The organism is Billgrantia desiderata, from assembly GCF_900108215.1.
GTDB classification, from domain to species: Bacteria; Pseudomonadota; Gammaproteobacteria; order Pseudomonadales; family Halomonadaceae; genus Halomonas; species Halomonas desiderata.
The window spans coordinates 130,256-146,208 of sequence record NZ_FNVC01000007.1 but is presented as its reverse complement, the minus strand read 5'-3'; the positions used below and the strand labels follow the sequence as shown (position 1 = coordinate 146,208).

14 protein-coding genes and 1 pseudogene are annotated in these 15,953 nt (G+C 63.7%); 8 read left to right on the top strand and 7 right to left on the bottom strand.

Annotation, left to right across the window (positions count from 1 at the left end):
• Window positions 1–3: 3 nt before the first annotated feature.
• On the bottom strand, window positions 4–1,017 hold the full coding sequence (locus tag C4S71_RS09120) for a GlxA family transcriptional regulator (RefSeq protein ID WP_160113375.1): 1,014 nt from the start codon (window positions 1,015–1,017) through the stop codon (window positions 4–6).
• A 212-nt stretch (window positions 1,018–1,229) separates the two neighbouring features.
• On the opposite strand from C4S71_RS09120, the gene C4S71_RS09115 reads away from it, so the two are divergent.
• Both C4S71_RS09115 and C4S71_RS09110 read left to right on the top strand, forming a co-directional pair.
• Window positions 1,230–2,621: an FAD-binding oxidoreductase gene (locus C4S71_RS09115; protein WP_103968923.1), complete on the top strand. Its 1,392-nt coding sequence runs from the start codon at window positions 1,230–1,232 to the stop codon at window positions 2,619–2,621.
• A 93-nt stretch (window positions 2,622–2,714) separates the two neighbouring features.
• Window positions 2,715–3,308 (top strand): LysE family translocator, encoded by a 594-nt coding sequence (locus C4S71_RS09110; RefSeq protein WP_103968922.1) that lies wholly within the window; start codon window positions 2,715–2,717, stop codon window positions 3,306–3,308.
• A 38-nt stretch (window positions 3,309–3,346) separates the two neighbouring features.
• Here the strand turns inward: C4S71_RS09110 and C4S71_RS09105 are convergent, their stop codons facing one another.
• Window positions 3,347–4,180, bottom strand: a complete 834-nt coding sequence (locus tag C4S71_RS09105; protein ID WP_086510359.1) for an AraC family transcriptional regulator — start codon at window positions 4,178–4,180, stop codon at window positions 3,347–3,349.
• A gap of 242 nt (window positions 4,181–4,422) precedes the next feature.
• On the opposite strand from C4S71_RS09105, the gene C4S71_RS09100 reads away from it, so the two are divergent.
• Entirely contained in the window at window positions 4,423–5,949 is a 1,527-nt protein-coding gene (locus C4S71_RS09100; protein WP_103968921.1) for a sensor domain-containing diguanylate cyclase, read from the top strand.
• Window positions 5,950–6,004: 55 nt separating this feature from the next.
• On the opposite strand, the gene C4S71_RS09095 is transcribed toward C4S71_RS09100, so the two are convergent.
• From C4S71_RS09095 to C4S71_RS23030, 4 genes and pseudogenes are all read right to left on the bottom strand, one after another.
• Entirely contained in the window at window positions 6,005–7,357 is a 1,353-nt protein-coding gene (locus tag C4S71_RS09095; RefSeq protein WP_103968920.1) for a cytochrome P450, read from the bottom strand.
• Between the two features lie 116 nt (window positions 7,358–7,473).
• The gene (locus tag C4S71_RS09090) at window positions 7,474–9,186 is read right to left on the bottom strand and encodes a methyl-accepting chemotaxis protein (protein WP_103968919.1); all 1,713 of its coding nucleotides are present in this window, start codon (window positions 9,184–9,186) and stop codon (window positions 7,474–7,476) included.
• Between the two features lie 120 nt (window positions 9,187–9,306).
• Window positions 9,307–10,482: pseudogene (locus C4S71_RS09085) on the bottom strand (methionine gamma-lyase); the annotation flags it as partial.
• Window positions 10,419–10,586, bottom strand: a complete 168-nt coding sequence (locus C4S71_RS23030; RefSeq protein ID WP_422666847.1) for a pentapeptide repeat-containing protein — start codon at window positions 10,584–10,586, stop codon at window positions 10,419–10,421. The pseudogene C4S71_RS09085 and the gene C4S71_RS23030, both read right to left, overlap by 64 nt.
• 143 nt (window positions 10,587–10,729) lie before the next feature.
• Here C4S71_RS23030 and C4S71_RS09075 point away from each other — a divergent pair, with 143 nt between their 5' ends.
• The 4 genes from C4S71_RS09075 (at window position 10,730) to C4S71_RS09060 (ending at window position 13,828) form a co-directional block, all read left to right on the top strand.
• On the top strand, window positions 10,730–11,185 hold the full coding sequence (locus tag C4S71_RS09075) for an Lrp/AsnC family transcriptional regulator (RefSeq protein ID WP_103968918.1): 456 nt from the start codon (window positions 10,730–10,732) through the stop codon (window positions 11,183–11,185).
• 85 nt (window positions 11,186–11,270) lie between these two features.
• Entirely contained in the window at window positions 11,271–12,176 is a 906-nt protein-coding gene (locus C4S71_RS09070; RefSeq protein ID WP_086510353.1) for a cation diffusion facilitator family transporter, read from the top strand.
• 77 nt (window positions 12,177–12,253) lie between these two features.
• Window positions 12,254–12,871 carry an exopolysaccharide biosynthesis protein gene (locus C4S71_RS09065; RefSeq protein ID WP_086510352.1) on the top strand — a complete coding sequence of 206 codons (618 nt, stop codon included), beginning with the start codon at window positions 12,254–12,256 and terminating at the stop codon, window positions 12,869–12,871.
• 9 nt (window positions 12,872–12,880) lie between these two features.
• A complete protein-coding gene (locus C4S71_RS09060) occupies window positions 12,881–13,828 on the top strand; it encodes a threonine ammonia-lyase (RefSeq protein WP_103968917.1) in 948 nt (315 codons plus the stop codon).
• Between the two features lie 18 nt (window positions 13,829–13,846).
• On the opposite strand, the gene C4S71_RS09055 is transcribed toward C4S71_RS09060, so the two are convergent.
• Window positions 13,847–14,449: a LysE family translocator gene (locus tag C4S71_RS09055; protein ID WP_103968916.1), complete on the bottom strand. Its 603-nt coding sequence runs from the start codon at window positions 14,447–14,449 to the stop codon at window positions 13,847–13,849.
• Window positions 14,450–14,547: 98 nt separating this feature from the next.
• Between C4S71_RS09055 and C4S71_RS09050 the strand changes: the two genes are divergently transcribed.
• A complete protein-coding gene (locus C4S71_RS09050; RefSeq protein ID WP_086510349.1) occupies window positions 14,548–15,945 on the top strand; it encodes an aminotransferase-like domain-containing protein in 1,398 nt (465 codons plus the stop codon).
• Window positions 15,946–15,953: the final 8 nt, after the last annotated feature.

Here is a 15,953-nt window from a genome sequence, read left to right as displayed (position 1 = left end):
GCATCAGCGGTGCGGAGCACGCCCGGCAGCAGCGACGTTTTCGGATGCCCTGAAGCGTTCTCGATACTGCTGCGGCGTGACACCGGTGTAGCGTTTGAAGAGTCGCCGGAAATGGCTCACGTCATCGTAGCCGACCGCGTTGCAGACGGCCTGCACCGATTGCCATTCATTCTCCAACAGGTGGCGTGCCGCGTTGATACGCACCCGGTGCAGATACTGTCGCGGTGTCTCGCCGGTAGCGGCCTTGAAGCGGCGCTCGAGGGTGCGGGCACTCATGCCGATGAAACCGGCGAGCTTGCCCAGCGGCGCCGCCTCGGTGAAGTTGCGAAATAGCCACTCCTGCACGTTGCGGATGCCACGATCCTCGTGGGAGCACTCCGGCGGTTCGGTACCGTAACCCGTCTGCCAGGCACGTGGCGTTTCCAGCACCAGTGCACGTGCCGTTTCCATCGCCACCTTGTGGCCGCACAGCTTCTCGACTAGATAAAGGCTGAGATCTACCGAGGCGTATACCCCACCGCTACACAGCACGTTGTCCGACTCGGTCAGGATGCGCTCGGGCTGCCAGCACACCCGCGGATACCGCCGCCGACAGGCATCGACGACTGCCCAGTGAGTCGTGGCCGGACGGTCATCGAGCAGCCCCGCCTCCGCCACCAACGCGGCACCGGCGCAAACGCCTGCGATCATCACTCCGCGAGCATGCCAGGCACGCAACCAAGGGTAGAGGTCCGCATTCAGTGGGCAGGCAGCCTCAAGGTCGGCACCGATGGCCGACACGACGATGAGCTCGGTGGACTCGACCTCGTCGATGGCGCAGTCCGGTTGCAGAGTCAATGGAACGGCCGTGCATACGGGCCGGCCGTCCTGGGTCACGGTGCGCACGTGAAAGAGCGGCTCGGCCGGCTTGCTGCACATCATGTTCCACAGCACACCTGCCGTACTGAATACCTCGACCGGGGCCACCGCCGTGGAAGGCATGCCACCCTTGACCAGCACCACCGTCACGTCATGCATGACTCCCCCCTCACTCATCTTATCGTTGTAGTAATTGCACTATAGCCGCTGAGGACCGACAGCCGACGGGCGCGACTTGACGCAAACGCCTCGCTGATTTGCCGCTTTCGCCGCTCCGCCACTCGACTGGCCATCGATAGACTTTTTCTCACGGAGCGAAGGATCCGTCCCGTATTAGCACGATAACAATCACATCACACGGGAGAACGGCCATGAACAAGACGGCTATCGAAGCACTGGATACGGCCCTGGGTGGCCACCTGATTCGTCCGGACGACCCGCAGTACGACCGGGCACGCCAGGTATGGAACGGCATGATCGACAGGCGGCCGGCGCTCATCGCGCGCTGTCGAGGAACGGCGGATGTCCTGGCTGCAGTAAGATTTGCCCGCGAGCACGGCCTGCCGATCTCCGTACGCGGCGGCGGCCATAACGTGGCCGGCACGGCAGTGGGAGACGACGCCATGGCGATAGATCTCTCGCCGATGCGCGGCGTGGTCGTGGACGCCGACAAACGCCTCGCACGTGTCCAGGGCGGCGCACTGTTGGAAGACGTGGATCGCGAGGCGCAGGTACACGGCCTTGCCACGCCAATGGGCGTGGTTTCGCAGACGGGGGTGGCCGGGCTCTGTCTGAGCGGCGGTCTCGGTTGGCTTCGCCGTCGCTACGGGCTCACCTGTGACAATCTGGTTCGTGCCGAAGTGGTCACCGGCAGCGGCGAAGTGGTATATGCCAGCGAAAGCGAGAACCCCGAGCTGCTCTGGGGCCTGCGAGGCGGCGGTGGCAACTTCGGCGTGGTGACCACCTTCGAGTTCCAATTGCACCCTGTCGGGCCGGAGGTCTTTTTCACCTTCGTGGCTTATCCGGCTGAAGAGCGTAAGAAGTGTTATCAGGCGTATCGTGACTTCACCGCCAAGACCTGTGATGAGGTATCGACTCTGGTCACCTCGATGACGGTACCGGATGCGCCGGATTTTCCGGTCCTGGAAGCCCGTGGTAAACCGGCCATCGCTTTTCTCGGTGCGTATGCGGGCGCTCCGGCCGAAGGTGAGGAAGCATTGCGGCCGTTGCGAACCGTCTCGGAACCGCTGTTCGATTTCAGCGGCACGATGCGCTGGACGGATATTCAATCCATGCTCGATCCAGGCTTTCCCCAGGGGAATCTTTACTACTGGAAGGGTCGCACCGTGACCGAGGAAGCCCTGAGCGATGAGGCAATCGAGCGGCTCCTGGAGCATGCCGCTGCCCGCCCCTCACCGCTGACGACGCTGGTGCTATGGCACATGGGTGGCGCGGTAGCACGCGTGGCCGAGCACGAGACCGCTTTCGGCGGGCGCAAGGCTGCCTATCTACTTGCTGCCGAATCCGTATGGACCGATCACACCGACGATGAGCCCAATATCGCCTGGGCACGCAATGCCGTGACGGATTTTGCACGCTACTCATGCGGCGGCTTCTACCTCAACTACCCAGGTTTTCTGGAAAATCAGAATGAAATCACCAGAGCCACATTCGGCAGCAAGTACGAACGATTGCAAGCACTGAAGAGAACCTGGGACCCGGACAACATGTTCCGCTTCAATGCGAACATTCCTCCCGCCTGAACGGCGCGGGGGAGATTCGTACATCAATTTCCTTCAATACCGCACCGCGCCGCAGCGGCAGACTCAGGCCCATTGCCACCCTGGAGGATGACGATGAGCCTTGCCATGATTCTGCCGATGTCGGCGTTTGCCCTTGCGGCTTCGATCTCGCCCGGGCCGGTGAACCTGGTATGCCTGAGCAGCGGTACGCGCTATCCGCTTACCCAGGGGTTGGTGTTCGTCACTGGCGCCACGCTAGGCTTCATTGCGCTGTTCATAGCCGTGGGGCTGGGGCTCTATTCGGCACTGGCGCTGGTGTCGGGTCTCGACCAGGCGCTGCGCTGGGCCGGTGTGACGTTCCTGCTCTACCTGAGCTGGCGGCTGTTTCGCGACGACGGCCGCCTGCCCGAGAACGAGGCCCAACGGGCACCGGGATTCATGACGGGAGCCCTGATGCAGTGGCTCAACCCCAAGGCGTGGCTGGCGTCGGCATCGGGCATCGGCGCCTACACCAGCGGCAGCGATCTGAATCAGGTGTTGCTGTTCGCCGCCCTCTATCTGCCGATCTGCTGGCTGTCGCTGGGCAGTTGGGTCTATGCCGGCGCCTTTCTGCGCCGCTATGTGCACCGCCCGGCGGTGCTGGTGACGATCAACCGCACCCTTGCACTGCTGCTGGCCGCCAGCTGCCTTTACCTATTGCTCGAATAAGGGCTTATTGCTTAAGGGCTTATTGCTTGAGTGAGAGCCTATTGCTCGAGTGAGGGCTGGCGATACTGCTGCGGCGTAGCCGCCACCATGCGCTTGAAGGTGCGCTGAAAGTGCGGCTGGTCGGCAAAGCCTGCGTTCAGCGCTGCTTCGGCAATCGGAGTGCCGTTCTTCAGCTCGTGCTGGCCGAGCTGGATGCGCCGATTGACCAGATAGGCATGCGGCGTGAAGCCGAAATGGCGCTTGAAGGCGCGAATCAGGTGGCCGGCACTGTAGCCGCTCCGCTCGCACAAGTCGTCCAGCGATATTTCCTCGCTGGCATGCTCGTCCAGATAGGCGGCCAATGCCATCAACGTGGCCGGCGCCTGAGCTATCGGCCGTGCCGGTTGGCCGGCCAGTCGGTGCATCAGCGCCGAGAGGTATTCCACCACTTCGGTCTGCTTGTCGAGCAGGTCACGGTTGGGGTCCAACAGGCAGGCTGCCATGCGGCAGTACCCCATGTACCACTCGTTCTCGTCTATCACCGCTGTGGCGATGTCCTGCCAGTACGGTGTATCCAACAATCCCGCCTGGTAGCGCAGTGCGGTAAGCCATTCGGCATCCACGTAGAGCATCAGGTAGCCCCAGGGTCGGTCCTCGATGGCACTGCAGGCGTGCATCCAGCCGGGGTTCATCATCACCAGGGTACCGGCCCTTACGTGATGGCGTTCGTCCAGGTAGCGGAAGGTACTCTCCCCCGCGGTGATCGCCCCCAGCGACCATTGAATATGACTGTGCGGCGCGTAGCAGACCTTGCGTCCATCCTCTACCTTGCGCAGCTCCACATGGGGCATGCGTGCATCGCGCCAGAACAGTGGCTTGGTGGGGGCTGTCATGATGAGCTTCCTAGCACTGAGACCTCGCTACAGTGTAGCGCCTTGGCACTCTCGATGCGTCATGGCCACTTATCTTCACCCACTCATTCGATAAAGGGGTGGCCTGAATACGAACGATCTCATTCATCGATACTGTCTACTGCTTTCACTAATGCTAGGCTAATGGAAATTCGCACGAGACGCTCCAGACTCGATGTGTTAACGCCGTCTCATCCATTTGGCCTTCAACACAGACTGAGATCTTGCTGACATTCAAGGCTCTCTCTCACAAGCCGTTCGGTGCCAGGCGTCCTCATCGACTCGCCCTGGCAACGCTGCCTCCCCGTGCCTTTGCCTTTCTCCACACTTTCGGCCTCACGGTATGGATCGCCCTGGTAGAAGGAAGCGGCTGGTCGCTGATTCTACCGGGGCTGCTGCTATTGCTATGGCCGGCAATCGCCTACCTGCACGCGGCCCAAGCCCAGGACTCGAAGCAAGCCGAGTTCAAGAATCTACTGTTCGACAGCCTGCTGTTTGGCGTGTGGTGCAGCGTGCTGGATTTTTACGTGCTGGCCACGCTCTCAATCGCACTCGCCTGCTTCATGAACAACATGGTGGTAGCTGGCCCGCGCCGCATGCTGGTCTCCATGGCACTGTTCGCCGGTGGCGCCCTGGGTTGGAGCGCGTTGACCGGCTTCGAGATTCGGCCATACGTCAGCACCGGGCTGGACATCTACCAGGGGGCCGGTGCCGTGGCCTATTTTCTGGCCATCGCCTATGTGATGTACGGGCAAAACCGTCAGCTCGGTCGTAGCATGCGTGAGATCAAGTTCCAGAACCGGGTCTTCCACGCTCTGCTCGAATTGGGCGGCGTCGCCAACAGCGCCTCGAACATTCATATGCTGCTGGACGACTCTCTGAAGCATCTGCATGCCGATTTCCCCGAGTACGGATTCGCCGTGTTCTTGCAGGAGCGCAATCGGCCCGAGGTGACACGCTACGCCGCCGTGGCAGGTCTGCAGCTCGGCGCCGAGGATGAGCGACGGCTGGGCGGCCTGCTGGCAAAGCTCCACGATCGGCAGGAAAGTGTGGTCAAGCTGCGCGAGAAGAGTGTCGGCGAGCAGCTTTATGCCACCTCCATGGCGGGCCGCCTCAGCCAGTACGAGGGCTGGCTGATCGTACGTGCGCCTAAGCTGGATGGTCGGCTGGAGCGCATGCTGACCCTTTTCGTCGATCAGTTGGCGGCAGCCACCGAGAACAAGCTGCTGCACCTCGCGCTGAAGAAAACGGCGGAGCGCGACGGGCTGACAGGGCTCTACAACCGTGGTTTCTTCGAATCGGCCCTGCAGCTGAGCGTCCAGGGCAAGGGGCAGACGCCGAGCCTGGATTTTGCCGTCTTGATGGTGGATGTCGATGGACTCAAGGTAGTGAACGACCGCTACGGCCATGTGGCAGGCGACCAGCTCATCACCACGGTGGCCGAGCGCCTGCAGGTGCACTGCCGCGCCAGCGACATCCTGGCCCGCTACGGCGGTGACGAATTCGTCGTCCTGTTTCCTTCCGCGGACCTCACGGCCGCGAACCGCCTGGCCAGCCTGATCAGAACGCATATCGAAGGCCAGCGCTGCAGCATCACCACCGCCGACGGCAAACGACTGACGCTGGAGCTTCGCTTGAGCCTCGGCGGCGCCAGCTCCACCGAGGTGCCTGCCCAGGAAGTGCTTACCCTGGCCGACGAGCGCATGTACGACGACAAGACCCGGAGGCGAAAGCAGCGAGCCCTCAGCTGAGCGACACTGTTCCCTTATGTTTCAGCCTCGCGCTGTCACTGGTAGGCTCTAGCATTCACTGTCTACTACCGACCTTGAACTCCAGATCGTAGTTGTTGAGCAGCGGCGGCATCGGTTTGCTGCTGAGCAGGCGGGTCGGCGGGTTCAGTTGGAACTCCCGGCCTTGCAGCAGCCTGGCCAGCATGTGGCTGGTCACCGTCAGCACCACCCGGCGCCCCGGGCAGATGCCGGTACCGCCGCTGAAGGGGATCAGCGGCCAGTCGCCTGCGGCATCCGGCTCCAGCCAGAGGTCGGGATTGAAGCGATCGGCTTCATCCAGGTGGCGATCATCGCGATGGAAATAGGGCGCCAGGATGAGGATCGACGTTTCTGCCGGCATGGTGCCGTTCTCCCACTCGGTTGCCTCGGTGGTCTGGCGCAGCACCATTGGCGTGGTGGGCCACAGCCGCAGCGACTCGAGCAGACAGGCGCGCAGGAAATCGAGCTCGGGGGCGGGTTTACCGGCATTCTCGGCTATCTCGGCCTGAGCCCGCTCGGCCTGATTGGGGTGAGCGGCAAGCAACGCCAGGGCACGGAAAGTGGCCATGCCTGCAGGGTCGAAGGCGAACAGGTACTGAGGAAACTGATGCTCGGGCTGGGTGGTGTCGTTGGTTGACACTCGGGCGACTTCCCCCGCCAGGCTGCCCTCTTCTCCGCGCTTGAGATAGGTACGAACGCGCTCGAGAAACTCGTCCTTCACCCGGTCGTGCCCCGGGTGGAAGAAGGCCCAGTTGGCCGCACTGCGCAGCTTCTCCAGCATCTCCGTCAGAGCATGGTCGTCGCGGGCGGTATCGCCCAGCACTACGCGGCGCACCACGCGGTTCCAGGTCGCTTCGAACATATCCCAATCGAGCTTGTCGGAGTGTCGTTCGACCTGGGTGAGAAGCTCATTGGCCTCTTGCTCCACCACCTGAACGAAGCGGGCCCCAAGGCCGTGCACTGGGCACTCGCTCTGTAGCACCTCTTCATTGAAACGACGACGCTCGGCCCGTTCGGGCCCGTGAGAAACCAGCGCCATGTCGGGCTCGAAGTGTTCCAGCGCCTTGCGCTTGGCCCATTCGGCAGTGGCGAACGGCTCGGGGGTTTCGTTGAGCACCCGATTGGCGTGGTCGGGGTCGAGGATCAATGCCATCGGCTTGCCCTCGGGCATGTTCAGCATCAGCGGGCCCGGGCCGTACTTCTCGTTGAGCGTCTGCAGGCGACGAATGGCCCGCTCATCCAGGCCAAGCTTCTCTGCCACCCCCACCACCTTGGGCCGCCGTATGATCACCCCTTTGGCGATATTGGGTACGTAGACGTCGCCCATTACTGCCAGCGTTTCGCCTGCCGTGGCTCGAGGCAGGCCATTGGCTGTCGAATCCCTCGTCATGTCGCGCTCCTTCTGCGGGCTTCCCTGCTCGCAGTCTAGTCGCGCCTTTTACTACAAATCGTTGTTTTCACAAAAAATTACAGCCACTCTTCAAGAGCCGGCCTCGATGCTCCAGCCTAGAACTCGCTCCAGTCCTCTTCGGCAGCGGTGCGCTTGCGGGAACCGCTCGGCTTGGGGTCGACCAACTTGGCAAGCCGAGGCTTATCGGCAGTTTCCGGCGTCGCTTGACTCTGCTCGGGGCGGCGGGGCTCCTGCGGCTTGGCCGGGGCGGCAGTCGACATGGCATCTTCGTCGACGCGGAAGGTGGCGATCAACGCTGCCAGACTGCTTGCCTGTTGCTCCAGCGAGGAGGCAGCAGCACTCGTCTGTTGCACCAGAGAGGCATTCTGCTGGGTGACGGAATCCATTTCGGTAAGCGCAGCATTGATCTGCTCGATGCCGCTGTTCTGCTCCCGCGTCGCGGTGGAAATCTCGGCCATCAGCGCAGTGACCTGGCGGATCGAGTCGACGGTGGCATTGATGGTTTCGCCGCTGCGCTCGGCCTGCTCGGCACCGGTGCCGATCTGACTGGTCGTGGCTTCGATCAGATTGCGGATCTCTCTGGCCGACTCGGCACTGCGGCTGGCCAGGGAGCGAACCTCGCTTGCCACCACGGCGAAGCCGCGCCCCTGCTCGCCCGCCCGCGCCGCCTCGACCGAGGCATTGAGCGCCAGGATGTTGGTCTGGAAGGCAATGGAGTCGATCACGCCGATGATCTCGTTGATGCGTTTGGCACTCTCGGAAATCTCGCGCATCAGCTTGACGGTGCGCTCCACCTCCTCTCCCCCTGCCTCGGCCGTTTGCGAAGCCGAAGCGGCAAGCCGGTCGGCCTCGATGGCGGTGTCGGTATTCTTGCTCACCGTGGAGGCCATCTCCTCCATGCTGGAGGCAGTCTGCTGCAGGGCGGCGGCCTGCTCCTCGGTACGGGATGAGAGGTCCTGGCTGCCCGAGGCGATCTCTCCGGCACCGGTGAAGACGAATTCACTGCTCTGCCGCAGCGATACCACCAGCGTCTTGAGCTTCTCCTGCATGCGTCCCAAGGCGCCATAGAGCTGGCCGATCTCGTTGCGCCCCCGGTCTTCGATACGAGCCGTCAGGTCGCCATCGGCGATACGCTCGAAATGGGCAATGGCTTCGCGCAGGGGCGTCACGACCGCCCGCATCATGGCGAGGCGAATGAAGAAGGCGGCGGCCAAGGCCACGATCAGCAGACCGAGGGCAGTCGCCCCGATGCGATTGCTCAGGGTTTTCACCTGCGCGATGGCAACGGCACCACGCTGCTCGCTGTAGGCAATGAAGGCCTCCATGGCCTCGTCCAGGCCTGCCCCCAGTTCGGCCAACTGGTCCTGTCGGCGCTGTACCAGGAAGGGCGCGGCATCCAGCAGCGGCACCAGCCCTTCGTTGACATAGGCATCGTATGCCTCGGCAATGGCGGCCACGTAGGGTGCGCGGGTATCGTCAGGCGCGATGGCAATCTGCCGGAACTCGGCGAAACGCTCCTGTGCGGTCTCTACCGCCGTCACGGCCATCTCCTGGTTCTCGCGGCCGAGGTCGGGGTTGCCCTGAGCGCTGTGGGCGGCATAGCGATCGAGGAAGGTTTGCGCACGCAGCACGTTGACCTGGGCGCGGTTGGCCAGGTTGGAGAGCTGCGCGTTGGTTTCCGCCAGCTCGTGCAGGGCAGCTTCACTGCTGCTGTTGGAATAGAACCCCAACCCACTGATCAGTCCGATCATCAGCACCAGCGCGGCCAGGGCTGCCGTCAGGCTCCACTTGATGGAAAGATGCTTCATCGTACCGCTCCCATGGGTCATAGAACTCTGGTGTTAAATCTCCAGCTATAAAGCTTCCATCGGCAGCCGAGCGGCAGAGTTTAACTAAAGGAGAAGAAATACGACTTTTGTCTATCCGGATTACGCCCTGACCTCCAGCGCCTGAGCCAGATCTGCCTGGATGTCCGACGGCGTCTCGAGCCCCACGGAAAGGCGGATCAGAGTCTCGGAAATCCCATGCTCGGCGCGCTCTTCAGGGCTCAGCACCGAGTGGGTCATGCTGGCCGGATGCTGGATCAGGCTTTCCGCGTCGCCCAGCGATACGGCGCGCTGAATCAGCTCGAGACGATTCATGAAGCGACGCCCGGCCTCCAGACCACCGGCGAGCTCGAAGGCGATGATGCCGCCGTAATCGCTCATCTGCCGCCGCGCCAGCTCATGCTGAGGAAAGCTGGTCAGCCCGGGGTAATGGACACGCTCGACCGCCGGGTGCCGCTCCAGCCATCGGGCCACCTCGAGCGCCGAGGCGGATTGCCGCTGCATGCGGATTTCGAGCGTCTTCAGGCCGCGCATGATCAGAAACGCGGTAAACGGCGACATCACCGCGCCGGTGAAGTCCTTGAGCCCGGTGAGACGCACCCGGTGGATGTCGTCCACGCTGCCCACCAGCACGCCGGCGATCAGATCGCCATGCCCACCCAGGTACTTGGTGGCGGAGTGCACCACGAAATCCGCCCCCTGCTCGATAGGCCGGGTGATGACCGGGGTGGCGTAGGTGTTGTCCACCACCACACGCGCCCCGTGCCGGTGCGCGATACGGCTCACCGCTTCGATGTCCACCAGGCGCATGGTCGGGTTGGCCGGGGTCTCGAAATAGACGAGCTTGGTGCGCTCGCCAATCGCCACCTCCAACGCCGCCGGTTGGGAGAGGTCCACGTGCTTGACGCGGATGCCGAACTCGGTCAGGCCATGGTGAAAGAAGGCATGCGTACAGCCGTAGAGATGGCTGTCCGTGATCAGCTCATCTCCGGGGCGCAGCAGGCTCCACATCAGCGCGGTGATGGCCCCCATGCCCGAGGCAGTGGCCAGGCCGGCCTCGGCTCCCTCCAGGTTGGCCATACGCTGCTCCAGGGTGGCCACCGTGGGATTGGAGATCCGCGAGTAGAAGTGGCCGGGCGCTTCGCCGGCAAAGCGTTCGGCGCCCTGTTCGACACTCTCGAAGGTAAAGGTGGAGGTCAGATGCATGGGCGGTGTCAGTGCCCCCTGCTCGTTCCGGCTGTCGTAGGCGGCGTGAATGGCTCGCGTGGCGAAGCCCTGTCCTTGCTGAGAGTGGCCTTGCTGAGAGTGGCCTTGCTGAGAGTGGCCTTGCTGAGAGTGGCCTTGCTGAGAGTGGCCCTGCTGAGAGTGGCCCTGCTGAGAATGGCGCTGCTGCATGACTCGACTCCACGGTGAGGAATGTCGCTCGTTGTCTTGTCATGCTATGCCCGCACCAAGAGAATTTGCTTTCGTTCTCTGCCTCGTTTGGTTAGTTTTTGGCAATAATATTCCAAGAAAAGGCCCAGCCATGGACAAGATCGACCGCAAGATTCTGCATGAGCTCCAGCTCGACGGACGTCTGAGCAATCAGGATCTGGCCCAGCGGGTCAACCTCTCTCCCTCCCCTTGCCTACGGCGGGTCCGGCGACTCGAGGAGCAGGGCGTGATACGCGGCTACACGGCGATCATCGATCAGAAACGCTACGGCTATCCCCTGACCGTTTTCACGCGCATCTCGCTGGCCCGCCACGACACCGAGACGGTGGCCAAATTCGAGCGCAGGGTGCGGGAGATCGACGAGATCATCGATTGCTTCGTGCTGACGGGGCAGCGCGACTACCAGCTGCGGGTAGTGGCAGCCAGCCTCGAGGACTACGAGCGCTTCATGCGCGACACCCTGCACACCATTCCCGGCATCGGCTCCATCGATACCAGCTTTGCGTTTGGAGTAGTGAAGCAGGCGCCGTCGCTTCCACACGCCTGATCGTCTTCACACGCCGAGGTGGCGCCCCTCCCCTCTTTTTACCGGCTCGGTTAGCATGGGAGGTTTTGCATTTCGAGGAACCATCATGCAAGCCTCTCTCGAGCAGCGAGCGCTGAAAGTTTCCATTGTCGTCACCCTGGTGGTTTCCAGCCTGGGGGTGACGTTCGGGCTGCTGGCCGGCTCACAGTCGATCCTGTTCGACGGGGTGTTCTCCACCATCGACGCGGCCATGTCAGCACTCGCCCTGTTGGTGGCAAGGCTGGCGGTGCGCGAGGCCAGCCAGCGTTTCCAGCACGGCTACTGGCACCTGGAGCCGCTGGTGGCGGCACTCAACGGCAGCATTTTGATGCTGCTCTGCTTCTACGCCTTCCTCAATGCGCTACAGGGGCTGATGGAGGGCGGCCAACCGCTGGCTTTCGACGTGGCCATCGCCTATGCCGTGGTGGTCGCCACCATGTGTTACGCCATGGTGTTCTACCAGCGCCACATCAACCGCCGGGCGCAGTCGGAGTTCGTGCGTATCGACATGCAGGGCTGGCTGATGGCCGCCCTCATCACCACCTCGCTGCTGGTAGCGTTCAGCATCGGCCTGCTGCTGCAGGGCACCGAGTGGGAACACCTGACCCGCTATATCGATTCGCTGCTGCTGGTGATTCTCACGGTCTGCTTCATGCCGGTGCCCATCGGTATCGTGCGTCGCGCGCTGCGCGAGATCCTGCTGATCGCTCCCAGCAACATCGACCGCGAAGTACATGCCGCCATGGAGCCGGTGATGCAGCGTGAAGGACTGCTCGAATACTTCAGCCACGTGGCCAAGGCCGGGCGCGGCCACTACATCGAGATCCATATCGTCACCACCCCGACGTTTGCCGCCGAGCGGGGCATCGCCGTGCTCGACGAGATTCGTGAAGAGATCGCCGCCAAGCTGAGCCCGCCGCCGGAGCGACGCTGGTTCACGGTGGCCTTCACTGCCGATCCGCGTTGGGCCTAGGCTTTCCCCTTCGCGGCAACGTCTATGCTGGTGGTGAGCAATCGGACTCATGCCACGACACCAGCAGCGAGACCCCAATGGAAGAGAGCCAGCAAGACGCCGCCGTAGAGAGTGACGAGCCCCATAACCTCGAGGAGATGATGCGCGCCATCGAGGCCATCGAGACCCCGTCGGGACGCATTCGCTTCGATGAAGTGCTCGATGCCATCGGCCGGCGCTCATTCGGTCCCCTGCTGCTGCTGGCCGGCATGGTCACTCTCATGCCGGTCGTCAGCGGCATTCCCGGGGTGCCTTCGCTGATGGCAGCGTTCACGCTGCTGGTCAGCGGCCAGCTCCTGCTCGGACGGCGCACGTTCTGGTTTCCCGGCTGGCTGCGTAACCGTACGCTGCCCAGCGACAAGGTACACACCGGCCTCAAGTGGATGTACAAGCCGGCCAGGTGGATCGACCGGCTGCTTCACTCACGCTTCTCCTTCATGACCGGCAAGCAAGGCATGCGTGTGACAGCCCTGGCTTGCTTCGTCCTGGCCCTGGCGATGCCGCCCATGGAACTGGTGCCGCTAACGGTCAACATTGCTGGCGTGGCCCTGACCCTGTTCGGGCTGGCTATCATGGCCCGGGACGGGTTGCTGTCTACTCTGGCCTTCATCGTCACCGGTACCAGCCTGTTCACCATCATCTACAACCTGACGTAGGTGTATCCCATGCTGCCACTCGAACGGATACAGGAAGCCCAGCGCCGCATCGCCGACAGCCTGCCCCCCACCCCGCTGCTGCTCGACCATGTGCTGTCCGAAAAATTCGGGCGGCGGATCTGGCTCAAGGGCGAGCTGTTTCAGCGCACCGGCTCGTTCAAGCCGCGCGGCGGGCTCAACTGGTTGCGCAGCGCCGGCGAAGAGGAACTGGCCGGCGGGCTGGGGGCGGTCTCGGCGGGCAATCACGCTCTAGGGCTCGCCTGGGCGGCCGGCCAGGCCGACGTGCCGGTAACCATCGTGATGCCCGAGAACGCCAGCCCGTTCAAGGTAGAAGGCAGCCGTAAGCTCGGCGCCGAGGTGATTCTGCACGGCGATATCAACAAAGCCTGGGAGCTGATGCACAGGCTGGTGGCGGAGCGCGGCCTGACCCTGGTACACCCCTACGACGATGAGCGCATCATGGCCGGCCAGGGCACGGTGGGGCTGGAGATTCTCGAACAGGCGCCCGAGGCCACCGCCATCCTGTGCCCGGTAGGTGGCGGCGGCCTGATCGCCGGTATCGGTTCGGCCGCCGCAGCACTGCGGCCCGGCCTTGCCTTGATCGGCGTGGAGCCCAGCGGAGCCGCCAGCATGGCCGCGGCCTGGTCGGCCGGCGCACCCGAACGTTTGGAGCGGGTCGCCACCTGTGCCAAGAGCCTGGGCGCCGCCATCGTCGGCGAGCACACCTACCCCGTATGTCGCGAAACGACTCAGCAGTTGCTTCAGGTGGACGACGATGCCATCGGCCGCGCCATGCGCCACCTGCTCTACCAGGCCAAGCTGATGGCGGAACCGGGAGCGGCCGTGGGCGTGGCAGCGCTGCTGGAAGATCTGGTCACGCTACCTCCCGAAGGCGATGTGGTGGTGGTGATCACCGGCGGCAACATGAGCCCGGAGGAGCTGTCCGACTTCCTGTAACCGTGGCTAGCGTCTCGCTCAGGCCAGAATGAAGTAGACGCAGGCGGCGGTCAGCGCGCCCATGGTCCAGTTGAAGATACGCCAGGCCCGGGGCGTGTCGAGCCAGCGACCGATGGCCACGCCGAACCCGGCCCACAGGGCGATGCAGGGCAGACCGACCAGCTCGGCAAAGGCCGCCAGCATCAGGGCGTTCATCACCAGGTTACCGCCTTCCGGCAGAAACCCCGCCATCAGCGCCAGCCCCATGACCCAGGCCTTGGGATTGGCGAACTGGAACGCCGCCGCCTGCCAGAAGCTCAAGGGTCGCCCTTTGCCCTCCAGGCGAAAATCGGGCGGCGGTGCGGTGGCGATCTTCCACGCCAGATAGAGCAGGTAGGCACTGCCGATCACCCGCAGCACGGTCTGCACCATCGGGTAACGCTCGAAGATCAGCCCAAGCCCCAGGGCAATGCCGGCGAAGAGCAGGAAGCAGCCGCCCAGAATGCCGAAGATGTGCGGCAAGGTGCGCATGAAGCCGTAGTTGGCTCCCGAGGCCGTGAGCATCACGTTGTTGGGCCCGGGAGTGATGGTCATCGAGATCATGTAGAGGGCCGCCGGCCCGAGTAACGCCAAAGCTTCCATTCTATTGCACCCATACAATTTTTGATTTCTGCTTGGATTGTGCGCACAATTTCCAGCATAATCCTGCCAATATTGGCGTCAAAGGTTTTATTGTCACCATGACAATATGGGTTCCTCAGCTCCCTTCCGAGGGCGTGCGCTACCGCGTGATTGCCGACGCCATCGCCCTGGCGATACAGGCCGGCGAACTCGCCCCGGGGCAGAAGCTGCCGCCGCAGCGTCAACTGGCCGACCGGTTGGGTGTCACCGTGGGCACCGTGACCCGCGCCTATGCCGAGGCGGAGCGCCAGGGCCGGGTCGTGGCCCGGGTGGGAAGCGGCACCTACGTGCGCGACAACGAAGCGCCGTCTGGCCAGTACTTTCTCGCCAGTCGCCCCGTCGAGGAGGGCATCATCGATCTCAGCCTGAGCCTGCCGCCCCCGCATCCGCTGCGGGCTGCCTCGCTGGGGCGCGTGCTGCAGGAAATCGCCGTCGAGGGTCCGCTGCTGCAGCGCGCCGTGGAGTACCAGTCGGATCGCGGCGTACCGGAGCATCGCGAACGGCTGGCGGTCTGGATGACCGAGCTCGGCATGCCCGCCGAGGCCGAGTCGCTGCTCGTCACCCAGGGCGGCCAGCACGGCATCAGTTTGGCACTACAGGCGCTGACACGCCCGGGTGAGCGCATCGCGGCGGATGTGTTGACCTACCCCGGCCTGATCAGTGCCGCCAGCCAGGCGCATCTCAAGCTGCTCGGGGTACCGATGGATGCTCACGGCATGGATGTCGAGGCCCTCGCCCGGCTGTGTGCCCAACAGCAGCCGCCGCGGCTGGTGTACGTCACGCCCGACCAGAACAACCCGACCGGCACGCCGCTGAGCGAAAGTCGCCGCGAACGGCTGGCGGCCCTTGCCCGCCGCCATGACTTCTGGATCGTGGAGGATGGCGTGCAGTACCTGCCGGCCACCGAACGCGGCACCCCGCTCTATCGTCTGGCCCCGGAACGCACGCTGTTCATCTTCAGCACCTCGAAGGTACTGGCCGGCGGCCTGCGCATCGGCACCCTGTTGGCGCCCGCCATGCTGCGTGAACGTTTGGGCGCGGCGCTGCGCGCCCAGAGCTGGATGGTGCCGCCCTTGATGGTCGAGGCGGTGTGCCGCTGGGTCGCCAGCGATGACAGCCGGGTGCTGCTCGACTGGCTGATCGAGGAACTGGGGGCGCGCCAGCGGCTGGCGCGGGAACGGCTCGCCGGGTATGCCCTGGGCGGGCGGGAGCACGGCAACAACCTGTGGCTGCCGCTGCCCGAAGGCCAGCGCAGCGCCATCCTGCTGGCGGCCCTGGCGCAACGTAACGTGCTGGTCAGCAGCGCCGAGCCCTTCTGCGTGGGCAGCGAACCGGCGCCCCAGGCGCTGCGGCTGTGCCTCAGCGCCGCCGTCTCGCGGGAAGCGCTGAGCCAGGCGCTGGACACCCTGGTCGAACTGCTCGCCGAACCGCCTACCGCTCCCTGGCAAACGCTGTAGCATTCCCC